Annotated in this window: 20 protein-coding genes; 13 read left to right on the forward strand and 7 right to left on the reverse strand. The window is 68.3% G+C overall.

The genetic code is table 11. From position 1 onward, the window contains the following. Nucleotides 1–54: 54 nt before the first annotated feature. The 4 genes from DW298_RS06195 to DW298_RS06210 form a co-directional block, all read right to left on the reverse strand. Nucleotides 55–1,482 (reverse strand): dicarboxylate/amino acid:cation symporter, encoded by a 1,428-nt coding sequence (locus tag DW298_RS06195; RefSeq protein ID WP_205820276.1) that lies wholly within the window; start codon nt 1,480–1,482, stop codon nt 55–57. A gap of 211 nt (nt 1,483–1,693) precedes the next feature. Further along, nucleotides 1,694–1,930: a helix-turn-helix transcriptional regulator gene (locus DW298_RS06200; RefSeq protein WP_136041587.1), complete on the reverse strand. Its 237-nt coding sequence runs from the start codon at nt 1,928–1,930 to the stop codon at nt 1,694–1,696. Then, nucleotides 1,927–2,700 (reverse strand): hypothetical protein, encoded by a 774-nt coding sequence (locus tag DW298_RS06205; RefSeq protein ID WP_136041588.1) that lies wholly within the window; start codon nt 2,698–2,700, stop codon nt 1,927–1,929. Before DW298_RS06205 ends, DW298_RS06200 begins: the two co-directional genes overlap by 4 nt. Further along, nucleotides 2,700–3,323: a hypothetical protein gene (locus DW298_RS06210; RefSeq protein ID WP_136041589.1), complete on the reverse strand. Its 624-nt coding sequence runs from the start codon at nt 3,321–3,323 to the stop codon at nt 2,700–2,702. Before DW298_RS06210 ends, DW298_RS06205 begins: the two co-directional genes overlap by 1 nt. 176 nt (nt 3,324–3,499) lie before the next feature. Here DW298_RS06210 and DW298_RS06215 point away from each other — a divergent pair, with 176 nt between their 5' ends. From DW298_RS06215 to DW298_RS06230, 4 genes are all read left to right on the forward strand, one after another. Continuing rightward, nucleotides 3,500–6,034: an ATP-dependent Clp protease ATP-binding subunit gene (locus DW298_RS06215; RefSeq protein ID WP_136041590.1), complete on the forward strand. Its 2,535-nt coding sequence runs from the start codon at nt 3,500–3,502 to the stop codon at nt 6,032–6,034. A gap of 222 nt (nt 6,035–6,256) precedes the next feature. Next, nucleotides 6,257–6,757, forward strand: a complete 501-nt coding sequence (locus DW298_RS06220; RefSeq protein WP_029262444.1) for an amino-acid N-acetyltransferase — start codon at nt 6,257–6,259, stop codon at nt 6,755–6,757. 65 nt (nt 6,758–6,822) lie between these two features. Next, nucleotides 6,823–7,464: a hypothetical protein gene (locus DW298_RS06225; protein WP_136041591.1), complete on the forward strand. Its 642-nt coding sequence runs from the start codon at nt 6,823–6,825 to the stop codon at nt 7,462–7,464. Nucleotides 7,465–7,816: 352 nt separating this feature from the next. Next, nucleotides 7,817–8,227 (forward strand): dehydrogenase, encoded by a 411-nt coding sequence (locus DW298_RS06230; RefSeq protein WP_136041592.1) that lies wholly within the window; start codon nt 7,817–7,819, stop codon nt 8,225–8,227. A 33-nt stretch (nt 8,228–8,260) separates the two neighbouring features. Here DW298_RS06230 and radA read toward each other — a convergent pair whose 3' ends face one another. Continuing rightward, nucleotides 8,261–9,628 carry a DNA repair protein RadA gene (gene radA / locus DW298_RS06235; RefSeq protein WP_136041593.1) on the reverse strand — a complete coding sequence of 456 codons (1,368 nt, stop codon included), beginning with the start codon at nt 9,626–9,628 and terminating at the stop codon, nt 8,261–8,263. Nucleotides 9,629–9,728: 100 nt separating this feature from the next. Here radA and DW298_RS06240 point away from each other — a divergent pair, with 100 nt between their 5' ends. From DW298_RS06240 to cydC, 5 genes are read left to right on the forward strand one after another with little or no spacing between them, the layout of a single operon-like run. Further along, nucleotides 9,729–10,445 carry an ArsR family transcriptional regulator gene (locus DW298_RS06240; protein ID WP_136041594.1) on the forward strand — a complete coding sequence of 239 codons (717 nt, stop codon included), beginning with the start codon at nt 9,729–9,731 and terminating at the stop codon, nt 10,443–10,445. Then, nucleotides 10,432–11,847: a cytochrome ubiquinol oxidase subunit I gene (locus DW298_RS06245; RefSeq protein ID WP_136041595.1), complete on the forward strand. Its 1,416-nt coding sequence runs from the start codon at nt 10,432–10,434 to the stop codon at nt 11,845–11,847. Before DW298_RS06240 ends, DW298_RS06245 begins: the two co-directional genes overlap by 14 nt. A 14-nt stretch (nt 11,848–11,861) precedes the next feature. Then, entirely contained in the window at nt 11,862–12,890 is a 1,029-nt protein-coding gene (cydB, locus tag DW298_RS06250; protein WP_136041596.1) for a cytochrome d ubiquinol oxidase subunit II, read from the forward strand. Continuing rightward, a complete protein-coding gene (gene cydD / locus DW298_RS06255) occupies nt 12,887–14,563 on the forward strand; it encodes a thiol reductant ABC exporter subunit CydD (protein WP_136041597.1) in 1,677 nt (558 codons plus the stop codon). The genes cydB and cydD overlap by 4 nt, the downstream gene beginning before the upstream one ends. Further along, entirely contained in the window at nt 14,560–16,251 is a 1,692-nt protein-coding gene (cydC, locus tag DW298_RS06260) for a thiol reductant ABC exporter subunit CydC (RefSeq protein ID WP_136041598.1), read from the forward strand. The genes cydD and cydC overlap by 4 nt, the downstream gene beginning before the upstream one ends. Nucleotides 16,252–16,282: 31 nt before the next feature. Here cydC and moaA read toward each other — a convergent pair whose 3' ends face one another. Beyond that, the gene (gene moaA / locus DW298_RS06265; protein WP_136041659.1) at nt 16,283–17,323 is read right to left on the reverse strand and encodes a GTP 3',8-cyclase MoaA; all 1,041 of its coding nucleotides are present in this window, start codon (nt 17,321–17,323) and stop codon (nt 16,283–16,285) included. A gap of 29 nt (nt 17,324–17,352) precedes the next feature. Then, on the reverse strand, nt 17,353–18,585 hold the full coding sequence (locus DW298_RS06270) for an MFS transporter (protein ID WP_136041599.1): 1,233 nt from the start codon (nt 18,583–18,585) through the stop codon (nt 17,353–17,355). 161 nt (nt 18,586–18,746) lie between these two features. On the opposite strand from DW298_RS06270, the gene DW298_RS06275 reads away from it, so the two are divergent. From DW298_RS06275 to narI, 4 genes are read left to right on the forward strand one after another with little or no spacing between them, the layout of a single operon-like run. After that, on the forward strand, nt 18,747–22,466 hold the full coding sequence (locus tag DW298_RS06275) for a nitrate reductase subunit alpha (protein ID WP_136041600.1): 3,720 nt from the start codon (nt 18,747–18,749) through the stop codon (nt 22,464–22,466). Continuing rightward, the gene (narH, locus tag DW298_RS06280; RefSeq protein WP_136041601.1) at nt 22,463–24,100 is read left to right on the forward strand and encodes a nitrate reductase subunit beta; all 1,638 of its coding nucleotides are present in this window, start codon (nt 22,463–22,465) and stop codon (nt 24,098–24,100) included. Before DW298_RS06275 ends, narH begins: the two co-directional genes overlap by 4 nt. After that, nucleotides 24,097–24,804 carry a nitrate reductase molybdenum cofactor assembly chaperone gene (gene narJ, locus DW298_RS06285; RefSeq protein WP_240745034.1) on the forward strand — a complete coding sequence of 236 codons (708 nt, stop codon included), beginning with the start codon at nt 24,097–24,099 and terminating at the stop codon, nt 24,802–24,804. Before narH ends, narJ begins: the two co-directional genes overlap by 4 nt. Beyond that, nucleotides 24,801–25,556: a respiratory nitrate reductase subunit gamma gene (gene narI / locus DW298_RS06290; protein WP_136041602.1), complete on the forward strand. Its 756-nt coding sequence runs from the start codon at nt 24,801–24,803 to the stop codon at nt 25,554–25,556. Before narJ ends, narI begins: the two co-directional genes overlap by 4 nt. Nucleotides 25,557–25,615 lie beyond the last annotated feature (59 nt).

Consider the following 25,615-nt stretch of genomic DNA (forward strand, 5'->3'; position numbering starts at 1 on the left):
CGCGAGAGCGCCTCACCCCGCGAAGGGGTGAGGCGCTCTGTGCGAGTGGAGAAGTCAGCGCGCGCCGACCGGCTCCTTGTCGGGGATGGCATCCGCCTCGGGAGCATCGTCGTCGTCGCCGGAGTCGTCGGCGAACGGCAGGCCCTCGCGGGGAGCGTTGTAGAGCTCCTCGTTCAGGATGCCCTCGCGCTTGGCGACGATGGTCGGGATCAGCGCCTGACCTGCGACATTGACCGCGGTGCGGCCCATGTCGAGGATCGGGTCGATCGCGAGCAGCAGGCCGACGCCCTCGAGCGGCAGGCCCAGGGTCGACAGCGTCAGCGTCAGCATGACCACCGCGCCGGTCGTGCCGGCGGTGGCGGCCGAGCCGACGACCGAGACGATCACGATCAGCAGGTACTGCACGAAGTTCAGCTCGATGCCGAAGAACTGGGCGACGAAGATCGCGGCGATGGCCGGGTAGATCGCGGCGCAGCCGTCCATCTTGGTGGTCGCGCCGAGCGGCACGGCGAACGAGGCGTAGGAGCGGGGCACGCCGAGGTTGCGCTCGGTGACGCGCTCCGTGAGGGGCAGCGTGCCGATCGAGGAGCGGCTGACGAAGGCCAGCTGCACGGCGGGCCAGACGCCCGAGAAGTACTGCTTGATCGACAGGCCGTTGGTGCGCACCAGGATCGGGTACACGACGAACAGCACGAGCGCGAGGCCGATGTAGACCGCGGCGGCGAACCAGCCGAGGGAGGCGAGCTTCTCCCAGCCGTACTTGATCACGGCCGAGCCGATGAGGCCGAAGGTGCCGAGCGGGGCGATGCGGATGATCCACCACAGCACGCGCTGGATGACCTTCAGCAGCGACTCGGTGAACACCAGGAAGGGCTCGGCCTTCTTGCCGGCCTTGAGCGCCGCGATGCCGATGACGGCAGCGACCACGATGACCTGCAGGATGTTGAAGCCGACGCTCGACGAGAACGTGCCGTCGGCTTCGCCGGGCGACGTGCTGACCGTGAGGCCGAGGAAGTTCTGCGGGATCAGGCCCAGCAGGAAGTTCCACCAGGTGCCGACGGTGTATGGCTCGCCGGTCTCGAGGCCCTCGCCGGCGCGGCTGCCGGGCTGGATCACGAGGCCGAGGACGATGCCGATGATCACGGCGATGAAGGCGGTGAACGCGAACCAGAGGATGGTCTGCCCGGCCAGGCGCGCGGCGTTCTGCACCCGGCGCAGGTTCGAGATGCTCGCGACGATCGCGGTGAAGATCAACGGGACGACGGCGGCGCGCAGCAGCGTCACGTACGAGCTGCCGATCGTGTCGAGGGTGGCCGACAGGCCGTTCGGGTTCTCTGCCGTGGCCCCGAGCTGGCGACCGATCAGACCGGCGGCGATGCCGAGGACGAGGGCAGCGAGGATCTGGAAGCCGAACGAGGTCAGCAGCTTCCGGACCGGCCCGCGGGTGTCAGGCGCCTTCTGGGCGCGTGCGGTGGTGCTCATGGGTGGGGACTCCAGAATCACGGCGCGCCGAGTGCGCGCCCTGAGGCTCAACGCTATGTCTGCCTGGGAATTCCCTGGGCGGATGTGACGCCGGATGACGCTCGAGCCTGAATCCGCTCGGTGTAGCCGGCAGGCCTGCTTCCGGTCGCACTTCCTGCCGCCTGAACGCGCCACGAGCGGCAGGAACTGCGACCGGAACCGGGGTTCCCCGTCAGCGCGGCGCGAGCACCAGCAGGTCGCCGGGGGAGCAGTCGAGCGCCTCGCAGATCGCACGCAGCGTCGAGTAGCGGATGGCGCGGGCGCGGTCGTTCTTCAGCACCGACAGGTTCACGATGCTCACGCCCACCGTGGCGCTGAGCTCGGTCAGCGTCATCCCGCGGTCGGCGAGCAGCTCGTCGAGCCGGCAGTGGATGCCGGTGAGCTCGTCGTCGCTCTCGGCCGGGGTCACACCAGGCCCTCCGTATCCTTCTGCAGGCGCTCGGTCTCCTGCTGCAGGCGAGCCCGGTCCTGCTCGATCCGCGTCCCCTGGCGGAAGACGGCGGCGAGCGCGATGAGCGCGAGCGCGGCTCCGAAGGGGAGAGGGGTGACGGTGAGCTGATAGGCCGAGGGGTACCACTCGCTGTCGGGCGGGAACACCTCGCGCAGCCCGGCGGTCGCGGCGATCCCGCCCAGCAGGTCGGCCGCGACACCGAACACGAGCACCGCGATGGCACCGCCCACGAGAGCCCGCGTGACGGTGCGCGAGAACACGCGCCCGCGCAGCGTGTGGAAGCAGATGACCGCGAGGATCACGGCGGGCATGGTCGTCAGTGCCACCGTGCTCAGCTGGGCCGCCGCGGCGAGCAGCCGGAGCCCGAGCGAGGCGTTCCCGACGGTGAACTCCGAGAGCGGTTCGCTGCCGCACATGAGCATCGTGGTCGCGCTGTCGCCGAATTCGGAGCAGGGCAGGTTCGCGGGCCAGTCCAGGTATACGTACGTCTGCCCGTCGAGCTCGGCCCAGTCGACCGTGAACGCCTTGATGATGTAGACCACGGCACCGAGGATCCCGAGCAGGATCCACCACGTGGAGAGGGTGAGGGCGGCATCGAGCGCGACCGTCCGGCTCCCGCGGCGGCGGCTGTTCCACACGACGACCGCGACGATCAGGGCGATCACGCCGAGACCGATGCCGATGTAGAGCAGGGACTGCCCGAGCTCATCCGATCCGAAGGTGAGCATCAGACGAGTCCTTCCGTTTCGCGCTGCAGTCTGCGCCCGATCTCGAACAGGCCGGCCACGAGGGCGAGGGCGAACGCCCAGCCCACCGGCGCCAGGTCGAACTCCAGGAGGAGCGTCCACAGCACATCCTCGACTTGCGGGTCGGTGTTCGCGAGGTCCTGCACGATCATGGCCCGGCCGATGCCTCCCGCGAACTGTCCGAACAGCGAGCCGGCGATCATCAGAGATGCAGCGACGCCGAACATCCAGCCCAGCGATGCACGGAAGGGGCGCGAGCGGATGAACGAGACTCCGAGCCACCAGACGCCGGCGCACAACGCCACCGTCGCGAGGGCCGGGAGTGCCACCTCGAGGAGCAGCATCCAGCGGGCGCCGGTGGGCATGGCCGGCACGGTGACGAGTGCGGTGTCGACCGTCGCCGCGCTCACACCGGCGACATCATCCAGCGCGGTCAGGTCGACGTCGTGCACGGGCATCGACACCGTCGGCGTCGCGCCGAAGATCTCGGAGGCGGCGGAGGTGACGGCGACGATCGCGCCGATCCCGACGCTGACCGCGCCGGTGGCGATGAGTCCGAGGGCGATCCCGTCGGCGAGTGAGGGGCGTCCTTCTCTGGTGAGCATCGCTGCCTCCTGGGGTTCGGTTGTTATCGACTGTCGTTAACATAACGACTGTCGATAACTCGGTCAACCCCCGGTATGCCCACGGCGAACACGGGCATACCGGCCCTGCGTGGTGGTTACTCTCGATGTACAAGCGCTTCACGCGTCTTCGCCCCGTGCGAATAAGGAGTCACAGCATGTTCGAGAGATTCACGGACCGAGCCCGTCGAGTGGTCGTCCTCGCCCAAGAAGAGGCGAAGATGCTCAACCACAACTACATCGGGACCGAGCACATCCTGCTCGGCCTCATCCACGAGGGTGAAGGCGTCGCCGCCAAGGCCCTCGAGAGCCTCGGCATCTCCCTCGACGCCGTGCGCGAGCAGGTGCAGGACATCATCGGCCAGGGCCAGCAGCAGCCGACCGGGCACATCCCGTTCACGCCGCGCGCCAAGAAGGTGCTCGAGCTCAGCCTCCGCGAGGCTCTGCAGCTCGGTCACAACTACATCGGCACCGAGCACATCCTGCTCGGCCTCATCCGTGAGGGCGAGGGCGTCGCCGCTCAGGTGCTCGTCAAGCTCGGCGCCGACCTCAACAAGGTCCGCCAGCAGGTCATCCAGCTGCTCTCCGGAGCCCCTGGCCGCGAGCCGGCATCCGTCGGCGCGCAGACCAACGACTCGCCGGCCGGAGCCCAGGGTGGTTCCGCGGTGCTCGACCAGTTCGGTCGCAACCTCACCCAGGCCGCGCGCGACAACAAGCTCGACCCGGTGATCGGGCGCGAGAAGGAGGCGGAGCGGGTCATGCAGATCCTCTCCCGCCGTTCCAAGAACAACCCCGTCCTGATCGGCGAGCCCGGCGTCGGCAAGACCGCCGTCGTCGAGGGCCTGGCCCAGGCGATCGTCAAGGGCGATGTGCCCGAGACGCTGAAGGACAAGCAGCTCTACTCGCTCGACCTCGGATCGCTCATCGCCGGTTCCCGCTACCGCGGTGACTTCGAGGAGCGCCTGAAGAAGGTCACCAAGGAGATCCGCACGCGCGGCGACATCATCGTCTTCATCGACGAGATCCACACCCTCGTGGGTGCGGGTGCCGCCGAGGGCGCGATCGACGCGGCCAGCATCCTGAAGCCGCTGCTCGCCCGCGGTGAGCTGCAGACGATCGGCGCGACCACGCTCGACGAGTACCGCAAGCACTTCGAGAAGGATGCCGCGCTCGAGCGCCGCTTCCAGCCGGTGCAGGTCAACGAGCCGACGCTGCCGCATGCGATCAACATCCTCAAGGGACTGCGCGACCGCTACGAGGCGCACCACAAGGTGCAGATCACCGACGGTGCCATCGTGGCCGCGGCGAACCTCGCCGACCGCTACGTCTCCGACCGGTTCCTCCCGGACAAGGCCATCGACCTGATCGACGAGGCCGGCGCACGCCTGCGTCTGTCGATCCTGTCGAGCCCGCCCGAGCTGCGCGAGTTCGACGAGAAGATCGCCGCCGTGCGCGAGCAGAAGGAGATCGCCTCCGAGGAGCAGGACTTCGAGAAGGCCGCCTCCCTCCGCGACGAGGAGAAGAGCCTTCTCGCCGAGCGTCTGCGTCTCGAGAAGCAGTGGCGTGCGGGCGACGTCGCGACCTCCGCGGTCGTCGATGAGGGCCTGATCGCCGAGGTGCTCGCACAGGCCACCGGCATCCCCGTCTTCAAGCTCACAGAAGAGGAGTCCAGCCGACTCGTCTTCATGGAAAAGGCTCTGCACCAGCGCGTCATCGGTCAGGAAGAGGCGATCGCCGCCCTCTCCAAGACGATCCGTCGCCAGCGTGCCGGTCTCAAGGACCCGAAGCGCCCCTCGGGCTCGTTCATCTTCGCCGGCCCCACGGGTGTCGGAAAGACCGAGCTCGCCAAGGCCCTCGCCGAGTTCCTGTTCGACGACGAGGCAGCTCTCATCTCGCTCGACATGAGCGAGTTCGGTGAGAAGCACACCGTCTCGCGTCTGTTCGGTGCCCCTCCCGGATTCGTCGGATTCGAAGAGGGCGGCCAGCTCACAGAGAAGGTGCGCCGCAAGCCGTTCAGCGTGGTGCTGTTCGACGAGATCGAGAAGGCCCACCCCGACATCTTCAACTCGCTGCTGCAGATCCTCGAAGAGGGTCGGCTCACCGACGGCCAGGGTCGGATCGTGGACTTCAAGAACACGGTCATCATCATGACCACCAACCTCGGTGCACGCGACATCGCGGGTGGTCCCGTCGGCTTCCAGATCGAGGGCAACGACTCGACGAGCTATGACCGGATGAAGGGCAAGGTGAACGAGGAGCTCAAGCGGCACTTCAAGCCCGAGTTCCTCAACCGCGTCGACGACATCATCGTGTTCCCTCAGCTGAGCAAGGAGGAGCTGGTGCAGATCGTCGATCTGTTCACCAAGCGTCTCGGCGAGCGTCTGCTGGACCGTGACATGACGATCGAGCTGTCGCAGTCCGCCAAGGAGCGTCTCATCGAGATCGGCTTCGACCCGGCGCTCGGCGCCCGGCCGCTGCGTCGCGCGATGCAGCACGAGGTCGAGGACCGTCTGTCGGAGAAGATCCTGCACGGCGAGCTCAACTCCGGTGACCACGTGAAGGTCGATGCGAAGGACGGGGAGTTCCTGTTCGAGCACGGTCCGCGCGACGGCGGCCCCGTCGCGGTCGGCGTCAACACCGGCGGCGGCGCGATCGCCGGCACCCCCGACCTGGCGGTCGCCAGCGGGGAGTGACCTCCGGCTGAATCACGAAAGGGGCGGATGCTGCGGCATCCGCCCCTTTCCTGTGTCCGGCGCAGGACGGCACAACTTCGGAGATCGCGCACGCCGCGCCGTCCTCCGGCGCGGGGTCCCGGCGTGTCGTCGCGGATCTCCGAAGTTGTGTCGCGCGGGGAGGATCTCCGAAACTGGGCGCATCTGGGAACGGCTCGGAGTCGCGGGTTCTAGGGTGGATGCGTGAGCGAGTACATCGTCCGGCCGGCGCGCAGCGCCGACATCGTCGGCATCCGCAACCTGCTGCAGCCTCTCGTCGAGCAGCGCATCCTGCTCGGCAAAGATCTGGCGGTGCTCTACGGCGCCGTGCAGGAGTTCGTCGTCGCCGAGGCCGATGGCGTGCTGATCGGATGCGGCGCGCTGCATGTGTTCTGGGAGGACCTCGGCGAGGTGCGCACCCTGCTCGTGCAGGACGACTGGCTCCACCACGGTGTCGGGCGGGCCATCGTCGACCGGCTCGAGGAGAACGCACGCACGCTCGGGCTGTCGCGCCTGTTCTGCCTCACGTTCGAGGTCGAGTTCTTCAGCCGCCGCGGCTTCACACCGATCGGCGAACAGGTCGTCGACCCCGACGTGTACTCCCAGCTGCTGCGCAGCGGCGACGCGGGTGTCGAGGAGTTCCTCGATCTCGCTCACGTCAAGCCGAACACGCTCGGCAACACGCGCATGCTCAAGGTGCTCTGAGGGCACCGGCCAGACCCCCGCCCGGCCTCCCAGGCTGCACGGGCAGGATCGCTTAACCTGGAACCATGCCCCGTCGTTCCGCTGCCGTCTATCGTCGTCGGCGACTGGTCGTGGTGATGGGGCTCATTCTGTTCGTCGCTGCCATCGGCGTCGGGATCTGGCTCCTGATCGCGAAGCCCTGGGCTGCCGCGGATGCCTCTCCGAAGCCGACCTCCTCGTCGTCGGAGACGCCCACGACGACTCCGACCGATTCGGAGTCGCCGTCGCCGAGTCCTTCCGCGGAGCAGACGCCGGCGATCGTGGCGTGCGAGGCGAAAGACGTCGAGGTCACAGCCGTCACCGACGCGGAGACCTACCCGGCGGGTGTTCTGCCGAAGCTCTCCATCTCGCTCACCAACAAGGGCACGAAGGACTGCACGCTCGACGTCGGCTCGACGACGCAGGTCTTCACGATCTCCAGCGGCGCCGACGTCTGGTGGCGGTCCACGGACTGCCAGGAGAACCCGAGCAGCATGATCGCCACGCTCACCGCCGGCACGACGGTCACCAGCAAGGACCCGGTGGCCTGGGATCGCACACGTTCGAGCGTCGAGACCTGTGACCAGGAGAACCGTCAGCGTGCTCCCGGTGGAGGAGCCTCGTACCACGTCGAGGTGTCGATCGGCGGGTTCACGAGCCTCACGACCACCCAGATCCTGCTCTACTGACCCGCGGAATCCGTCGTTCGCAGTTCGAAGCGATCGGCCCGCAACGCCTTCGAAATGCGTCGCACCGAGCGGTTTCCCGTGCGGAAAGACACGACCTGGTGAACGTTGGCCGTCTGAGGCAGACAGGTGCGGATCTTTGGGATACCATTGAGGTGACTCTCCGCATCATGCGGCACCATGCCATCCCCAGTGGCGTCGAACTACAGCGTCCCCAGCGCTTCGACACCGCCGCTCCGAGAGTCCGAGGGCCCTCTCGAGTACCCCAGTCCCCAATGGAGGACTCGAGAGGGCCCCTTACGTCTCCGCTGTCGTTTCCGCGCGCTGCACTCCGCCGTCTGCCTAAGCTGGATGCATGGCAGCGAAGAAGGCGAAACCCGGGAAGAAGAAGCCCGCTCCCGAGGACTTCCGGTCGGAGGCTCTGGCGCTGGCCCTCGAGAAGCAGGACGTCGCCGCGGTCGCCCTCGCCCTCCGCAACGGCACCACGGTCGTGCCGCTGATCAAGCCGGGAGCCCGCGACAATCCGCTCGACAGCGGCGAGGTGTGGACCTACCGCGACGCGAACACCGGCGACCTCGCTCTGCTGCTGTTCAGTGACGCGAAGAACAAGCCCGCCAACCTCCCGCCCGGCGTGGGCATCTACACGGCCGACTGGCTGCGACGATTCCTGGCAGCGCATCCGATCACGACCGTGTTCCTCGACATCGCGGGCCCGCACCCGATGCAGGCGGACCCGGCCGAGCTGCTCAAGGCACTCGACGCCTGACGTACTCCGGCGGGGCGCCGATCGAGGCGGCGATCAGAACGGCGGGATGTCGCGATCGGCACGGCGTGAGGTGTTGCGTGCCCGCACATCGCCGAGTGCGGCGCGGAGGGTCTTCGACCGGTCGTCGACGACCTGCTCGTAGCCGAGCCGGGCGGCTTCGGATCGACGCTGCGCCGCCTGGGTGACCGGACGGATCTCGCCCGCGAGGCTGAGCTCGCCCACGGCGGCGACGGTCCGCGGCACCGAGAACTGCTGGATGGATCCGGCCACGGCGATGGCGATCGCGAGATCGGCGGCCGGTTCGGTGAAGCGCACGCCGCCCACCGTCGACACGTAGACGTCGAGGGTACTCGTCTTGATGTTCGCGCGCCGCTCGAGAATGGCCAGCACCATGGCCACCCGCGAGGAGTCGACCCCGTGCACGATGCGGCGGGGGTTGGGGGCGTTGCTCGGAACGGTGAGTGCCTGCACCTCGACCGGCAGCGCGCGACGCCCCTCGAGCGAGATCGCCACGCAGGTCCCCGGCTCGGTGGCCCCCTGCGAGAGGAAGAGGCCCGAGGGGTCGGGCACCTCGGCGATCCCGTCGCCCGTCATCTCGAAGCAGCCGACCTCGTCGGTCGGGCCGAAGCGGTTCTTGAGCGCGCGGATGAAGCGCAGCGACGTCTGCCGGTCGCCCTCGAAGTGGCACACCACGTCGACCAGGTGCTCGAGCACACGGGGGCCGGCGACCTGGCCGTCTTTGGTCACGTGGCCCACGATGATGATCGGCAGATCGCGGTCCTTCGCGATGCGGATCAGGGTCGCCGCGACTTCGCGTACCTGACTCGGCTGCCCGGCGGCGCCGTCGATCAGCGACGACGAGACCGTCTGCACCGAGTCGACGATGACGAGCTGGGGCTTCACCTCGTCGATGTGGCCGAGGATCGTCGCCAGGTCGGTCTCGCTCGCCAGGTACAGCTCGTCGTGCAGGGCGCCGGTGCGTTCGGCGCGCAGCCGCACCTGACCCGGAGACTCCTCGGCGCTCGCGTAGAGGACGCGGCGCCCGCCGCGAGCCGCCTGCGCTGCGACCTCGAGCAGCAGGGTCGATTTGCCGACGCCCGGCTCACCGCTGAGCAGGATCGCGGCTCCGGGCACGATGCCGCCGCCGAGCACGCGGTCGAACTCCCCGACCCCGCTCGAGCGCCGCGGAGCATCCTGCGTCGTGATCTGCGTGATGGGTCGGGCCGCACGATCCGCCGTCGGCGCGATGGGCCCCACGCGTCGGAGGATGCCGGTCTGTGCGGCCTGCTCCTGCACGGTGCCCCACTGCTGGCATTCGCCGCAGCGGCCCACCCACTTCGCGGTGGTCCACCCGCATTCCGTGCACACATAGGCGGGGGGAGCGGGTTTACGGGTGGCCATGCCCCCAGGCTATCGCCGGGATCGGACATCCCTATCGACCAGGTGTTTATTCACGGCCGGGTAGAGGTGAAACCAGCCGGTATCACGGGATACTGGGATCATGGCCAACGGCGGGTCCGTTTGCGGGCCGATATCGAGCTACTCCCGGGTGCAGATCCTGCATCTGCTCTTCGAAGCGGGAAGCACGACGGGGCGCGCGGAACTCACGATCGCGGAACTGTGCGCAGCCACGGATCTGCATCCCAACACCGTCCGTGAGCACCTGCAGCGCCTGATCGAAGGCGGCCACGTGATCCCGACGGTCGAGCACCGCACGACGCGAGGGCGGCCGCGCACCCTCTACCGGGCAGCCACAGGCGCGCCGGGGGCGTCGAGCCCGGTGGCGCGCGACAAGGCCAAGGCGGCCGCACGCCGCGGAGACTTGATGCGCAGCATGATCCCCGACGCGGGGTCCGACCTCGGCCGCGAGGCCACCTATCAGCTCGACGCGTTGGTCGAGCACCTGGAGGAGAGCGGCTTCGAACCCGTGGTCGACGACGGCAGCCTCACCGTCGACCTCAGCCCGTGCCCGCACGCGGCCAGTCGCTCCGAGGACCGCCCGATGCTGTGCCGCGTGCACCTCGAACTCATGCAGAGCGTGCTGAACGAGGCCGGCGGACCACTCGAAGCCGAGTGCGTCCACGACGCCGTCCTCGCATCGGACTGCACCGTCCAGCTGCGCGACGCCACGGCGCGGCCGGCCGAGGGAACGACGCTGCGGCGTCACGGCGCGGGGCAACGGCCTCACAGAACAGGAGTAGCGCATGGAATGGCTTGATCCGCTCGCTCTCGCCCGATGGCAATTCGGGCTGACGACCGTCTATCACTACCTGTTCGTGCCGCTGACGATCGGCATGGCCCTGGTGGCCGCGATCTTCCAGACCGCCTGGGTGCGCACCGGCAAGGTGCAGTACCTGCACCTGACCCGCTTCTTCGGCAAGATCTTCCTGATCAACTTCGCCATGGGTGTCGTCACGGGCATCGTGCAGGAGTTCCAGTTCGGGATGAACTGGTCGGACTACTCCCGCTTCGTCGGCGACGTGTTCGGCGCCCCGCTCGCGTTCGAGGGTCTGCTGGCCTTCTTCTTCGAGGCGACGTTCATCGGACTGTGGATCTTCGGCTGGGACAAGCTCCCGCAGAAGCTGCACCTCGCCACGATCTGGTGCGTCTCGATCGGCAGCATCCTCTCGGCGTACTTCATCATCGCGGCCAACGCGTTCATGCAGAACCCGGTCGGCTACACGTTCAACGAGGCGACGAACCGCGCCGAGCTGACGGACTTCTGGGCGCTGCTGACCAACCCCGTCGCGCTCGCCGCGTTCCCGCACACGATCTTCGGCGCGTTCATGTTCGCCGCCGGTGTCGTGATCTCGGTCTCGGCCTGGCACCTCTCTCGCGGCCAGCACTTCGACACCATGCGCATCTCGCTCAAGTTCGGCCTGTGGGCGATGATCGTCTCCACCGCCGGGGTCGTGCTCACGGGTGACCAGCTGGGACTCGCGATGTATGCCGCGCAGCCGATGAAGATGGCGGCAGCGGAGGCGACCTTCAACACGGTCTGCGGGCCGGACGCTTCGTTCAGCCTCTTCACCCTGGGCACACCCGACGGCAGCTCCGAACTGTTCTCCATCCGCGTCCCGTACCTGCTGTCGCTGCTGTCGACGCACACCCTCGACGCGTGTGTGCACGGCATCAACGACCTGAACGCCGAGTACGCCCAGACATACGCCGCCACCGGGCTGACGGAATTCGCCCCGGTCCTGTGGATCACGTACTGGGCGTTCCGCTGGATGATCGGCCTGGGCATCGCCGCCGCGCTCGTCGCCGTCGCCGGTCTGTGGCTCACCCGCAAGGGCGCCAAGAAGCCCCCGGCGCCGTGGATGTGGAAGCTCGCGATCTGGTCGTTCCCGCTCGCGCTGGCCGCCAACATCATGGGCTGGGTCTTCACCGAGATGGGCAGACAGCCCTGGATCGTGTTCGGGTTGATGACCACCCAGGACGGTGTCTCGCCCGGCGTCAGCGGCCTCGAGGTGCTGATCTCGCTGATCTCGTTCACGGCGATCTACGCGGCGCTCGCCGTCGTCGAGATCCGCCTCATCATCCGGGCCGCGCAGAAGGGACCGGACACCGACGAGCAACCGCACGAGGAGACGGCCCAGCTGCCGTCGGTCGTCTACTGAGAGGGAGGAGCATCATGGATCTCGCAACACTCTGGTTCTTCATCGTCGCCTTCTTCTTCGTGGGCTACTTCGTGCTCGACGGGTTCGACTTCGGCGTCGGCATGTCGCTGCCGTTCCTCGGGAAGGATGACGTCTCGCGCCGACAGGTCATCAACACGATCGGTCCGGTCTGGGATCTCAACGAGACCTGGGTCATCGTCGCCGGCGCCGTGCTGTTCGCGTCGTTCCCCGAGTGGTACGCCACGCTGTTCAGCGGCTTCTACCTGCCGCTGCTGCTGATCCTGCTCGCGCTGATCCTGCGCGGCGTCTCGTTCGAGTATCGGCATCAGCGTGAGAGCAAGAAGTGGAAGGCCGGCTTCGACCGTATGATCGTGATCGGCTCGGTCGTCCCGGCGCTGCTGTGGGGTGTCGCCTTCGGCAACATCGTGCAGGGTGTGGCGATCGACGAGAACCACATCTACGTCGGCGGCTTCTTCGCGCTGCTCAACCCGTATGCGCTGCTGGTCGGCGTCACCACGCTGCTGCTGTTCTTCCTGCACGGCGTGCTGTTCGTCGCACTCAAGACCGACGGGCAGGTGCACGAGGATGCGCGGCGCCTCGCGAAGAGGGCTGCCATCCCGACGATCCTCGTCGCGGCGGCCACCGTGATCTGGACCGTCGCGATCGCGATGGGGCGCGAGGCTCCGCTGCTCTGGCTCGTCATCGGTGCGGGCGCGCTCGCCGCGGTCAGCCTCATCGCGGCCGTCGGGTTCTCGCTGGTCCGGCGTGACGGCTGGGCGTTCTTCTCCGGGATGCTCACGGTGCTGTTCGCCGTGGTCATGCTGTTCTGCGCGCTCTTCCCGTTCGTGATGCCGTCGACGATCGACCCGGCCTACAGCCTCACGATCGCCAACGCCTCCAGCACTCCGTATACGCTGCAGATCATGAGCTGGACCGCCCTGATCGCGATGCCGCTCGTGCTCGCCTACCAGGCGTGGACCTATTGGGTGTTCCGCAAGCGTGTCACCCGGAAATCCATCGAGGGGGCTCCGGCGCACGCGTGAAACCCGTCGACCCGAGACTGCTGCGATACGCGGGTGCCGCGAGGGGGTTCCTCGCGGCATCCGCGTTGATCGGCGTCGTCCAGACCGCGGTCGTGGTCGTCTTCGCCTGGCTGCTGACGGATGCCGTCACCGGGGCGATCGCGGGGCGCGACGTCACGGCATCGCTGCTGTGGCTGCTGGCCACGGCGCTGCTGCGCGGACTGCTGATCGCCGCATCGGATGCCGCGGGCACGCGCGCGGCCGCGAAGACCGGGATGCAGCTGCGCTCGGCCCTGATCTCGGCGGTCGGTCGACTGGGACCGGGCTGGCTCGCGCAGCGGAACCAGACCGCGCTCGCCGTGACCGCCGGGCACGGACTGGAAGCCCTCGACGCGTACTTCGCGCGCTACATCCCTCAGCTCGTGCTGACCGTGATCGCGACGCCGGTGCTCGTCGCGGTGATGTGGTGGCAGGACTGGCCGAGCGGGCTCACCGCGATCATCACCCTGCCGCTCATCCCGCTGTTCCTCATCCTGATCGGGATGGCGACCCGCACCGTGCAGACGCGGCAGTGGCAGACGCTGCAGCGCCTCGCCGCACGTTTCGCGGACACGGTGCAGGGGCTGTCGACGCTGCGGCTGTTCGGGCGTGACCGCCGTGCGGCTGACCGCATCGAGGTCACGGCCGACGAATACCGCCGCGAGACCATGAAGGTGCTGCGGTTCTCGTTCCTGTCCGGCTTCGCGATGGAGCTGCTGGCCTCGCTCGCGGTCGCGCTGATCGCGGTGTCGGTCGGGTTCCGGCTGCTGTCGGGCGACCTGACGCTCGAGGTCGGGCTGTTCGTGCTGCTGCTCGCGCCCGAGGCGTTCCTGCCGATCCGACAGGTGGGTGTGCAGTTCCACGCGGCCGCCGAGGGGGTTGCGGCGACGGAGGACGTGTTCGAGGTGCTCGACGCGGCCCGGGCTCGGGTACAGATGCAGGACGTTTCCACGGATGCAGGAGGAATCGCCGGCAATGCGCCCGGCATCCGTGAATCGATCCTGCAGGTGGGACCGGCGGATGCGGCGGGTGCGGCGGATGCAGGCGCCCTCGTGGTCGACGGGCTGCGCGTGCGGGAGCTGCCGCCCGTGTCGTTCGCGGCCGAGCCGGGAACGATCACCCTGATCGAGGGACCGAGCGGGGCGGGGAAGTCGTCGCTGGTCGCGGCGCTTCGTGGCGCGGCCGACTTCGACGGCGCGGCCGCTTTCGACGGGCACGACATCCGCGGGCTCTCCCCGGCGGCGTGGCTCGCCTGGGCCGGACAGACTCCGGGGCTGATGCGGGGGACCGTGGCGGAGAACATTGCCCTCGGCGATCCGGCCCCGGATGCCGACCGCATCCGCGAGACCCTCGACGCCGCGTGCGCCGAGGGCATCGACCCCGCCCTCGAGCTCGGCGTACAGGGCAGCGGCCTGTCGGGAGGTCAGGCGCAGCGGGTCGCGGTCGCCCGGGCTCTGTATCGCCAGGCCTCCGACCCGCGCCGGGTGCTCGCGCTCGATGAGCCCTCGAGTGCTCTCGACCCCGACACCGAGGCCCGGCTCTGGCGGTCGCTGCGCGCGCGAGCGGATGCCGGCGCGATGATCCTCCTGGTCTCGCACCGTCGCACGGCGCGGGACATCGCCGACCACGTGGTGACGCTGGGGGTGAACGCATGACCGCGCGCCGCCCTGAACCAGACACCCTGCACTCGCGCAGCGACCGCATCCGCGACGTCCTGAAGCTCGCGCAGCCGCCGATCGGACGCTTCCTCCCCGGTCTGCTCTGGGGTGTGCTGTCGGCCGCCGCCGCGGTGAGCCTGCTGGCGGTGAGTGGTTGGCTGATCGTGAGCGCCTCCATCGTGGACTCGCTCGTGCCGCTGTCGATCGCGGTCGTCGGCGTGCGGTTCTTCGCGGTGTCCCGTGCGGTCACCCGGTACCTCGAGCGCCTCAGCGGACATGATGCGGCGCTGCGACAGCTCGCCTCGACACGTGCCGACATGGTGCGGCGACTGACCCCGCTCTCGCCGGCCGGTCTCGGCACGACGGATCGCGGACAGATGCTCACCGCGCTCGTGGACGACGTCGAGAACCTGCAGAACCTGCCGTTGCGCGTGGTGCAGCCGCTCGGGGTCGCCGCGCTCGTGGCGGTCGGGGCCGTCGGTTTCATCGCGTTCGTCTCTCCACCGGCGGCCCTCACGCTGGCGGTTTGCCTGTTGATCGCGGCGGCCGCGGCGATCGGACTCGGCTGGGTGTTCGGCTCGCGTGCCGAAGCCCTCGTGTCCGTGCGACGGGCCGAGCTCTCGGCCGCGCTCGTCGACTACTTCGGCAGCCTCGACGTGATCCTGGCCTACGGTGCGGAGGAGCAGGCACGCGAGCGGATCGCGGCGGCCGACGCGGGCCTGCGACGCGTCGTCGACCGTGCTTCGCTCGCTCAGGCCATCGCGGCGGGCGTCGTGTCCGCGGTCGCCGGGGCGGCATCCGTGTGGGCACTCGCCGCCGCTGCACCCGGGCTCGCCGACGGCTCGATCGACGGACCGTGGCTGGCCGTGGCGGTCCTCGTGCCGATGGTGGTGTTCGAGATCTTCGGCGCGGTTCCGGTGGCTGCGGCATCCTGGCGGAGCGTCCGTTCGAGCGCGGAACGCATCGTCGACGCGCTGCCGGAGCGGATGCCGGACGAGCTCCGACCCGATGCCGGCGACGATATCGAGCTCGACGGCACGCCGACGATCCGGATGCGCGGGGTCCGTGCGAACTGGCCCGGTGGTGCTCCCGCGCTGACGGGTGTCGACCTCGATCTGCAGCCGGGGGAGAGGGTGCTGGTCGCGGGGCCGAGCGGGGCGGGCAAGAGCTCGCTCGCGGCTGCCCTCGTCGGCTTCCTCCGCGTGGAGGGCGACTACCTGGTCGACGGGCGGGATGCGGCGGGGCTGTCGGGGCCGGCGCTGCGACGCGTGATCGGCCTGTGCGAGCAGAGCCCCCAACTGTTCGACGAGGACATCCGCCAGAACCTGCTCTTCGCCCGCGATACGGCGACCGACGACGAACTGTACGCCGTGCTCGACCGTGTCGGCCTCGGGGAGTGGGCCCGGGAGCGCGGTGGCCTCGATGCGAGGGTCGGCGACCGTGGCGCGCTCGTGTCGGGTGGTCAGGCGCAGCGCATCGCCCTCGCCCGCGCGCTGCTGCGCGGCTTCCCCGTGCTGGTCCTCGACGAGCCGACGGCGGGCGTGGATCCCGACGCATCGGACGCCCTGCTCCGCGACCTGCTCGAGGCGGCAGGGGAGCAGTCGGTGCTGCTCATCTCGCACGTGGCGCCGCCCGCAGGAACGGTCGACCGCGTGGTGCGGCTCGACGGAGGGCGCACGCGCTGAGCCGCGTTCGCGCAGGCGCTCGGCGCCGGACTCAGCCGCCGATGGCGTTCATGCCGCGCGCCGGCTGGAGGAAGGCCGGGTCGTTGATCGCGTGACCGGGGAGCTTGGCCCAGACGCAGCGCCGCAGCACGTCGTCGACCGCCGCGTCGGAGCCCGCGCCGCCCGTGGCTCGAAGCACAGGAAGGAGGTCGAACTCATCGGTGGAGAACAGGCAGTTCCGCAGCTGCCCGTCGGCCGTGAGTCGCAGACGATCGCATGCGCCGCAGAAGGGAGCGGTGACAGAGGCGATCACGCCGACCGTCGCCACCCCGCCATCGAGACGCCAACGCTCGGCAGGTGCCCCGCCGCGGCCGGGGATCTCGGTCAGCGTCCAGCGCTCGGCGAGCGTGTCGAGGATCTCCTCACGGGTGACCATCCGATCCCGATCCCAGGTGTGACCGGCGTCCAGCGGCATCTGCTCGATGAAGCGCAGTTCGGCTCCGTGCGCGATCGCGAAATCGACGAGGTCGCACAGCTCGTCTTCGTTGACCCCGCGCATCGCGACCGTGTTCAGCTTGAGCGGGCGCAATCCGGATGACGAGGCGGCCGCGATCCCGCGCAGCACGTCGTCGAGGCGGTCACGTCGCGTCAAGGCGGCGAACCTGTCGGGGCGCAGTGTGTCGATCGAGATGTTCAGGCGGCTCAGGCCCGCGGAGATCAGGTCGTCGATCACCTCGTCGAGGCGGATTCCGTTCGTCGTCATCGCGACCTGCACGGGGCCGTCGTCGGTGTCGATCTCGCGCAGTCGGCGCACGATGTCGACGATGTCGCGACGCAGCAACGGTTCGCCGCCCGTGAGGCGGAAGGTGGTGATGCCTGCCGCCGCGGCGATGCGGGCGATCCGGACGATCTCGTCGACCGACAGGATCGACTCGCGAGCGAGCCACTCGTTGCCCTGCTCCGGCATGCAATAGGTGCAGCGCAACGAGCAGCGGTCGGTGAGCGAGATGCGGAGATCCCGGTGGCTGCGGCCGTGCGTGTCCAGGAGTGCACGGGTGGAGGCCGTGGAGGTCTCGGCCGGCGCCAGTGGCATCCGGCGTCCGATCTGCACGGGAACGGTGGTCACGATCGTCCCAGATTACGCTTTCCGCCCACGTCCCGGAGCATTCCCGCGACCACCAGGGCGAAGGCGCCGACGAACACGAGAAGCCAGAGGCCCAGTGAGTAGGAGTTGGTGTCGGCGTTGTACGTGGCTCCCATGACCAGGGGCGGGAAGTATCCGCCGAGGCCTCCCGCTGCCGCGACGATGCCGCTGACGGATCCGACCTTCTCCGGTGGCGTCGATGGACCGATCCAGGCGAAGACCGCACCCATGCCGAGCCCCATCGCAGCGGCCATCAGGATGAAGGTGACCCCGGTGACGATACCTTCGGGCGGCTGCTGGCCCACGATGTACGCGAGGGACACGATCCCCCCGAGCGAGATCAGTGCGATCACCTTGGGGCCGAAGCGATCGGCCAGCACGCCGCCGATGGGACGCGCGATGACCGCCGCCGCGGCGAAGAGAGCGGTTCGCGTCCCCGCTCCGACGACATCGACGTCGTCGGGATAGATCGTGGTGAGGTACTTGGGCAGGAAGGTCGAGAACGCGACGAATCCACCGAACACGATGCCGTAGAGGAACGCCATCTCCCACGTCACCGCGAGCTTCAGCGCGCCGACGACCTTTGGCACGAACCGCTCGGTGTTGGGACGCCAGACGGGCGAGTCGCGGAGGAAGAACCACGACAGCACGGCCAGTACGGCCAGCGCCCCCGCGATCACCAGGTGCGTCGGGAGGTACCCGATCGACTCCACCAGGCGGGGGGTGAAGAACGCCGAGACGGCCGTTCCGATCATCCCCATACCGAACACGCCGTTCGCGAACCCGCGTCGAGCCGGCGGGAACCACGCGCTCGAGAAGGGGATGCCGACCGCGAAGATCGTTCCGGCGACACCGAGATAGAACCCGGCGATCAGAAGCAGAGGGAAGCTGCGGATCTCTCCTGCCACCGCGACGAGGAGCACGGCCGGAACCGAGATCAGCAGCACGGCGGTGAACATCTTCCGCCCGCCGAAGCGGTCGGTCATCGCGCCGACGACGATGCGTCCGAGCGCACCCACCAGCACGGGCGTGGCGAGCATCAGGGAGATCTGCCCCTCATCGAGGCCCATCTCGGTGGCGTACGCCTTCTGCAGCGGTGCGATCGCCATCCAGGCCCAGAAGCCGACCGTGGAGGCGAGGGTCGCGAGGATCACCTGCGCGAAGCCGCCTTTGAGCTCGGACCGGGCGGGGGAAGATGCGGCAGAACTCATGGGTGGTTCCTCCTCTGAGCGACGAGAGTAGCCCCGCGAGCACCCCGCCCACCACCCTGTTCTCCCGTGCTAATTGCTTCGCGGATTAACACGGCGCACCCTTGTGCGGGTGCATGTCCGGGTGTTGGATGCTGAGTCAAAGGCCGCCTGAAGGAGACACGATGACCCCTGGCATCCGAACCGAGAGTCCGCACTCCACCGACGGTGCTCTCGCCGACGGGCTGGTGAGCCTCGGCAGGTTCATGCGGCCGGGCGAGGTCTCCTCCGATCTCCGCTCGCTGTTTCTGGAGGGCGGCCGCTCGGGCGACGCGTTCTACCGCGATCGCTGGTCGCACGACAAGGTGGTGCGGTCCACGCACGGCGTGAACTGCACGGGCTCCTGCTCCTGGAAGGTGTACGTCAAGGACGGCATCATCACGTGGGAGGCGCAGCAGACCGACTACCCCTCCATCGGCCCCGACTCTCCGGAGTACGAACCGCGCGGATGCCCCCGCGGCGCTGCCTTCAGCTGGTACACGTACTCGCCGACCCGGGTGCGCTATCCCTACATCCGAGAAACCCTCGCCCAGCTCTACCGCGAAGCGCGAGCCGTGCACGCCGACCCCGTCGACGCCTGGGCCTCGATCGTCGAGGATCCGGAGAAGTCCACCGCCTACAAACGTGTCCGCGGCAAGGGCGGTCTGATCCGTGCGACCTGGGACGAGGTGCTCGAGATCGCGGCCGCGGCCCACGTGCACACGGTGAAGGAGTACGGGCCTGACCGGGTGGCGGGCTTCTCGCCGATCCCGGCCATGTCGATGGTCTCCCATGGCGCGGGCTCCCGCTTCCTCAACCTGCTCGGCGGAACGATGCTGTCGTTCTACGACTGGTACGCCGACCTGCCCGTGGCGAGCCCCCAGGTGTTCGGCGATCAGACCGACGTGCCCGAGTCCGCCGACTGGTGGAACGCGGGCTACCTCATCATGTGGGGGTCGAACGTCCCCGTCACGCGCACGCCGGACGCGCACTTCATGGCCGAGGCACGCTACCGCGGCCAGAAGGTCGTCACGGTCTCGCCGGACTACACCGACAACACCAAGTTCGCCGACGAATGGGTCGCGCCCCACCCGGGTACGGATGCCGCGCTCGCGCTCGCGATGGGCCATGTCATCCTCCGTGAGCATTTCGTCGAGAAGAGGACACCGCGGTTCGAGGACTACATGCGGCGCTACACCGATGCGCCCTTCCTCGTGGCTCTGGAAGAGAGGGACGGCGGGCTGGTGCCGGGCAAGTTCGTCACCGCCTCGGATCTCGACGGGGATGCGGCAGCGCAGGCGCGCGCGGACTTCAAACCCGTGCTGCTCGACGCCGTCGGGAACCCTGTGGTTCCGAACGGCTCCCTCGGCCACCGGTTCACGGCAGAGGACGAGGGGCGTTGGAATCTCGACCTCGGCGACGTCGTTCCGCCGCTCTCGATCAGCGACCTGCCGGGTGATCATGACGCCGTCGAGGTGCGGCTGCCGCGCTTCGACCTCGACCCGGAGCCGGGTCAGGAGCATGCCGGGGGGTCGGGCGTCGTCGTGCGCGGCGTTCCGGTGCGCACGGTCGCCGGGCGGAAGGTCACGACCGTTTTCGACCTCATGCTCGCGCAGTACGGCGTCGGTCGCGAAGGGCTGCCGGGTGCGTGGCCAACGGGCTACGACGACGCGAGCAGTCCGGGGACGCCGGCGTGGCAGGAGGAGCACACGGCGGTGCCGGCCCCGCAGGCGCTTCGCATCGCACGCGAGTTCGCCGACAACGCCGAGCGGTCGGGCGGTCGGTCGATGATCCTCATGGGCGCCGGCACGAATCACTGGTTCCACTCCGACACGATCTACCGCACCTTCTTGGCGCTGACGACCATGACCGGATGCCAGGGGGTGAACGGCGGCGGCTGGGCGCACTACGTCGGGCAGGAGAAGGTGCGTCCGATCACGGGATACCAGCAGTACGCGGCCGCCGCAGACTGGGGCCGCCCTCCGCGTCACACCATCGGCACCGCATTCTGGTACCTGGCGACCGATCAGTGGCGTTACGACGGACTCCCGGCCGACCAGCTCTCGTCTCCGTTGGGTCTCGGCCGCTTCGCCGACCGCACCACGGCCGACTGTCTCGTCGAGTCCGTGCAGCGCGGTTGGATGCCCAGCTATCCGACGTTCGACCGCAACCCGCTCGATCTGTGCGACGAGGCCGATGCTCTCGGAAAGGAGCCGGCGCAGCACGTCGTCGACAGCCTCGACGACGGTTCCCTGAAGTTCGCCGTGGAGGATCCGGACGCGCCGGAGAACTTCCCTCGCGTCGTCCTGGTGTGGCGCGCGAACATCCTCGGCTCCTCGGGCAAGGGCAACGAGTACTTCCTCAAGCATCTGCTCGGCACCGACGCGGCGATCCGCGCCGACGAAACCGCGCCCGGCTCTCGTCCGACGACCATGACCTGGCGGGACGAGGCTCCGGAGGGCAAGCTTGACCTGCTGATGACGGCAGATTTCCGCATGACGAGCACCACGCTCTTCAGCGACATCGTGCTGCCGGCGGCGACCTGGTACGAGAAGCACGACCTCTCGTCGACCGACATGCACCCGTTCATCCATGCGTTCAACCCGGCGATCGCGCCGCCTTGGCAGACCAAGACCGACTTCGACACGTTCGGGATGCTGGCGGAGAAGTTCAGCGAGATGGCCCGCACCCACCTGGGTGTGCGGCGGGACCTCGTGGCGGCGCCTCTGCAGCACGACACCCCCGACGCGATGGCGACACCTCACGGCAAGGTGGAGGACCTGCCGCGCGTGCCGGGCGTGACGATGCCGAAGCTCGTCGTCGTCGAGCGCGACTACCCGAATCTGTTCGCTCGGTGGAAGGCGCTCGGACCGCTCACGCAGAAGCTGGGTATGACCACCAAGGGCATCACGTATCGGGCCGCGCCCGAGATCGAGAAGCTCAAGAGGAGCAACGGCGTCGTCGAGGCTGGTCCCTATGCCGGATCGGTGCGCCTGGACAGCGACCGCCGTGCGTGCGAGATGATCCTCGCGTTCTCGGGCACGAGCAACGGCCGCCTCGCGGTGCAGGGCTTCCAGGCGCTCGGAAAGCACACCGGCCAGGAGATGGCGTTCCTCGCCGAGGAGCACGAAGGGACGCACCTGACCTTCTCCGACGTCTCGGTGCAGCCGCGCAGCGTGATCACGTCTCCGGAATGGTCCGGATCGGAGCACGGAGGGCGCCGCTACACGGCCTTCGCGATAAACGTCGAGCACCTCAAGCCCTGGCACACCCTGACCGGTCGCCAGCACTTCTACCTCGACCACGACTGGATGGACGAGCTCGGCGAGACGCTGCCCATCTATCGCCCGCCGCTCGACATGCACCGGCTGTTCGGCGACGTCGTCCCCGGAACCAACGGGGCCGCAGAGGTGCATGTGCGCTATCTGACGCCGCACTCCAAGTGGTCGATCCACTCGGAGTATCAGGACAACCTCTTCATGCTGTCGCTGTCGCGTGGCGGCCCCACCATCTGGATGAGTCCGCAGGATGCCGACAAGATCGGCGTCCGCGACAACGACTGGATCGAGTCCTACAACCGCAACGGCGTGGTGGTCGCGCGGGCGAACGTGTCGCACCGCATGCCCGAGGGGACCGTGTACATGTACCACGCGAAGGATCGAACGGTGGATGTGCCCATCTCGGAGATCAGTGGCCAGCGCGGTGGCATCCACAACTCCCTCACCCGCATCCTGCTCAAACCCAGCCATCTGATCGGCGGCTACGCGCAGCTGTCGTGGGCGTTCAACTATCTCGGCCCGACCGGGAACCAGCGCGACGAGGTCACCACGATCCGCCGCCGCGACCAGGAGGTGCGGTACCGATGAAGGTCATGGCGCAGATGTCGATGGTGATGAACCTCGACAAGTGCATCGGGTGTCACACCTGCTCGGTCACGTGCAAGCAGGCATGGACGAACCGCACCGGCATGGAGTACGTCTGGTTCAACAACGTCGAGACACGACCGGGCGTCGGGTACCCGCGCGGCTATCAGGATCAGGAGAAGTGGGGCGGTGGCTGGGTGCGCGACAAGCGCGGTCGGCTGCGCCTGCGCAGCGGTGGACGGTTGGCGAAGCTCATGCGCATCTTCTCCAACCCGAAGCTGCCGGGCATCGACGACTATTACGAGCCCTGGACGTACGACTACGACATGCTCGTCAACGCTCCGAGCGGTGAGCACACTCCGGTGGCTCGACCGAAGAGTCTGATCACCGGCAAGGACATGAAGATCTCGTGGTCGGCCAACTGGGACGACGACCTGGGCGGTTCCATCGAGACGATGCAGGAGGACCCGATCCTGCAGAAGATGAGCGAGCAGGTCGAGGCGGAATTCCAGAAGGCCTTCATGTTCTACCTGCCCCGCATCTGCGAGCACTGCCTCAATCCCTCGTGCGTGGCCTCGTGTCCGTCGGGTGCGATGTACAAGCGGGAAGAGGACGGCATCGTCCTCGTGGATCAGGATGCATGTCGCGGGTGGCGCATGTGCGTGTCGGGCTGCCCGTACAAGAAGGTCTACTTCAATCACAAGACCGGCAAGGCTGAGAAGTGCACGATGTGCTACCCGCGGATCGAGGTCGGGCTGCCCACCGTGTGCTCGGAGACCTGCGTCGGCCGACTGCGGTACCTCGGGCTGGTGCTCTACGACGTCGATCGGGTCGCCGAAGCTGCGGCGGTGGAGGACGAGCACGAGCTCCTCGAGGCGCAGCGTTCGGTGATCCTCGACCCGAACGACCCGGCAGTGATCGAGGCCGCACGTCGTGACGGGATCCCCGAGGACTGGATCGAGGCCGCCCAGCGAAGCCCGATCCATCGGTTGATCCAGAAGTACAAGGTCGCGCTTCCCCTGCACCCCGAGTATCGGACGATGCCGATGGTCTGGTACATCCCGCCGCTGTCGCCGGTCGTCGACGTGATCACCGGGTCGGGCAACGACGGCGAAGATGCGCGCACGCTGTTCGCCGCGATCGACAAGCTCCGGATCCCGATCGGATACCTCGCCGAGATGTTCACCGCGGGCGATCCGAAACCGGTGGACGCATCGCTGCGCAAGCTCGCGGCGATGCGGTCCTACATGCGCGGGGTCAGCATCGATGACGAGCGCGACGAGCGCATCGCGGCGGCCGTCGGCATGACCGGTACCGAGATCGAGGAGATGTACCGGCTGCTCGCGATCGCGAAGTACGAGGAGCGATACGTGATCCCGGCAGCGCACGCGGAGAGAGCGCACGAGCTGGAGGAGATGGCCTGTTCGCTCGATTATGAAGACGGGCCGGGCATGGGCGGTGCCGGCCCCTTCGGAGCGAACAGCGGCTATCCGACGCCGGTCGCCGTGGAGAACTTCCACGTGTTGGCCGACCGGCAGACCGCCGACAGGCCGTCGACCCCGAATCGCCTGAACCTGCTGAACTGGGACGGCAACGGCCGACCGGGCGGCATGTTCCCACCGGAGGCGAAGTCGTGAGCAGCGTGCTCCCCATCCGGGACCGGACGGAACGGGTCACGCCGTTGCGCCCGCTTCCCGACACGCTGGCTCCTGCGGCGCTCACCGCGGGGCAGCGTCGGACGGTGCACATGCTCGCGTCGCTGCTGCTGGAGTATCCGGACGCCGCGTGGTTCGATCGGATCCCGGTCCTGCGCGCGCACATCGCAGCGCTGCCCCGCGCCGTGGCCGACCCGATGACGCGGTTCCTCGACGGGGCGGAGCGTGATGGTGCATCGGGGCTGCAGCGCGAATACGTGACGACGTTCGACCTGAAGCGGAAGTGCTCGTTGTACCTGAGCTACTACGCGACCGGTGACACTCGGCGTCGCGGCACCGCACTCGTCACGTTCCTCGAGGCGTACCGTGCCGCGGGCTGGGAATTCGACGCGGCCGACCTGCCCGACTTCCTGCCGGCGGTGCTGGAGTTCTCGGCGCTGTCGGGGTCTCCCATCGCCGACGCTCTCCTGGCCGCGCACCGAGAAGGCGTCGAAGTGCTGCGGGCGGCGCTGGAGAGCATGGGCAGTCGCTGGGCCGATCCCGTGCGCGCCGTGACGCTGTCGTTGCCGAAGGTCGACCAGGCGACGAGAGAGCGAGTGCTCGCACTGGTGAATGAAGGGCCGCCCGCGGAGACGGTCGGGCTGAGCCTCCCGATGCCCGCATTCCGAGCGAGGGAATCGATATGAGTCTGCAGATCATCCTGTGGGTCGCGCTGCCGTACGTGTGCGCGGCGATCTTCGTCGTCGGTCACATCTGGCGGTATCGCTACGACAAGTTCGGCTGGACGACCCGCTCCTCGCAGACGTACGAGAACAGGCTGCTGCGCTGGGGATCGCCGATGTTCCACCTCGGCATCCTCATGGTGATCGCCGGGCATGTGGTCGGGCTCCTCATCCCGCGGGAGTGGCTGTACGCGATCGGCATCAACGAGGAGATGTATCACATCGGGGCGACCGTGCTCGGGACGGCGGCGGCGCTACTGACCTTGGCGGGGCTCGCCATCCTCATCTACCGACGCCGCACGGTCGCGGCCGTGTTCCTGGCGACCACCGTCATGGACAAGGTGATGTACGTGTTCCTGGGGGCGACGCTCCTGTTCGGCACCGCGGCCACCGTGGTGCACCAGGTGTTCGGCGGTGGTTTCCATTACCGCGAGACGGTCTCCCCGTGGTTGCGCCAGCTGATCATCCTCCAGCCGCGACCCGACCTGATGCTCGATGTGCCGCTGCTGTTCCAGCTGCATGTGCTCACGGCCACACTTCTGTTCGCGCTGTGGCCGTTCACCCGCCTCGTGCACGTGTTCTCGGCGCCGGTCGGGTACCTGTTCCGCCCGTACATCGTCTACCGCTCCCGCGACGACCAGAACGGATCCAGGGCGCCGAAGCGAGGGTGGGATCCCATCTCCACTCCGGACCCGGAGCGTCTGCGGCGTCCCTGATACGCCGCCTCCGCGCGCAGGCATCCGTGGGGGATGTCCTCGTCAGCGCGCCGAGTCGG

This window comes from Microbacterium sp. A20, from assembly GCF_004794515.1.
GTDB lineage: Bacteria > Actinomycetota > Actinomycetes > Actinomycetales > Microbacteriaceae > Microbacterium.

Excerpts from the sequence above, each read along its gene's own strand:
- DW298_RS06195 (WP_205820276.1), bottom strand. The coding sequence starts at position 1,482 with ATGAGCACCACCGCACGCGCCCAGAAGGCGCCTGACACCCGCGGGCCG.
- DW298_RS06205 (WP_136041588.1), bottom strand. The coding sequence starts at position 2,700 with ATGCTCACCTTCGGATCGGATGAGCTCGGGCAGTCCCTGCTCTACATC.
- DW298_RS06210 (WP_136041589.1), bottom strand. The coding sequence starts at position 3,323 with ATGCTCACCAGAGAAGGACGCCCCTCACTCGCCGACGGGATCGCCCTC.
- DW298_RS06215 (WP_136041590.1), top strand. The coding sequence starts at position 3,500 with ATGTTCGAGAGATTCACGGACCGAGCCCGTCGAGTGGTCGTCCTCGCC.
- DW298_RS06225 (WP_136041591.1), top strand. The coding sequence starts at position 6,823 with ATGCCCCGTCGTTCCGCTGCCGTCTATCGTCGTCGGCGACTGGTCGTG.
- DW298_RS06230 (WP_136041592.1), top strand. The coding sequence starts at position 7,817 with ATGGCAGCGAAGAAGGCGAAACCCGGGAAGAAGAAGCCCGCTCCCGAG.
- radA (WP_136041593.1), bottom strand. The coding sequence starts at position 9,628 with ATGGCCACCCGTAAACCCGCTCCCCCCGCCTATGTGTGCACGGAATGC.
- DW298_RS06240 (WP_136041594.1), top strand. The coding sequence starts at position 9,729 with ATGGCCAACGGCGGGTCCGTTTGCGGGCCGATATCGAGCTACTCCCGG.
- DW298_RS06245 (WP_136041595.1), top strand. The coding sequence starts at position 10,432 with ATGGAATGGCTTGATCCGCTCGCTCTCGCCCGATGGCAATTCGGGCTG.
- cydB (WP_136041596.1), top strand. The coding sequence starts at position 11,862 with ATGGATCTCGCAACACTCTGGTTCTTCATCGTCGCCTTCTTCTTCGTG.
- cydC (WP_136041598.1), top strand. The coding sequence starts at position 14,560 with ATGACCGCGCGCCGCCCTGAACCAGACACCCTGCACTCGCGCAGCGAC.
- moaA (WP_136041659.1), bottom strand. The coding sequence starts at position 17,323 with ATGCCACTGGCGCCGGCCGAGACCTCCACGGCCTCCACCCGTGCACTC.
- DW298_RS06270 (WP_136041599.1), bottom strand. The coding sequence starts at position 18,585 with ATGAGTTCTGCCGCATCTTCCCCCGCCCGGTCCGAGCTCAAAGGCGGC.
- DW298_RS06275 (WP_136041600.1), top strand. The coding sequence starts at position 18,747 with ATGACCCCTGGCATCCGAACCGAGAGTCCGCACTCCACCGACGGTGCT.
- narH (WP_136041601.1), top strand. The coding sequence starts at position 22,463 with ATGAAGGTCATGGCGCAGATGTCGATGGTGATGAACCTCGACAAGTGC.
- narI (WP_136041602.1), top strand. The coding sequence starts at position 24,801 with ATGAGTCTGCAGATCATCCTGTGGGTCGCGCTGCCGTACGTGTGCGCG.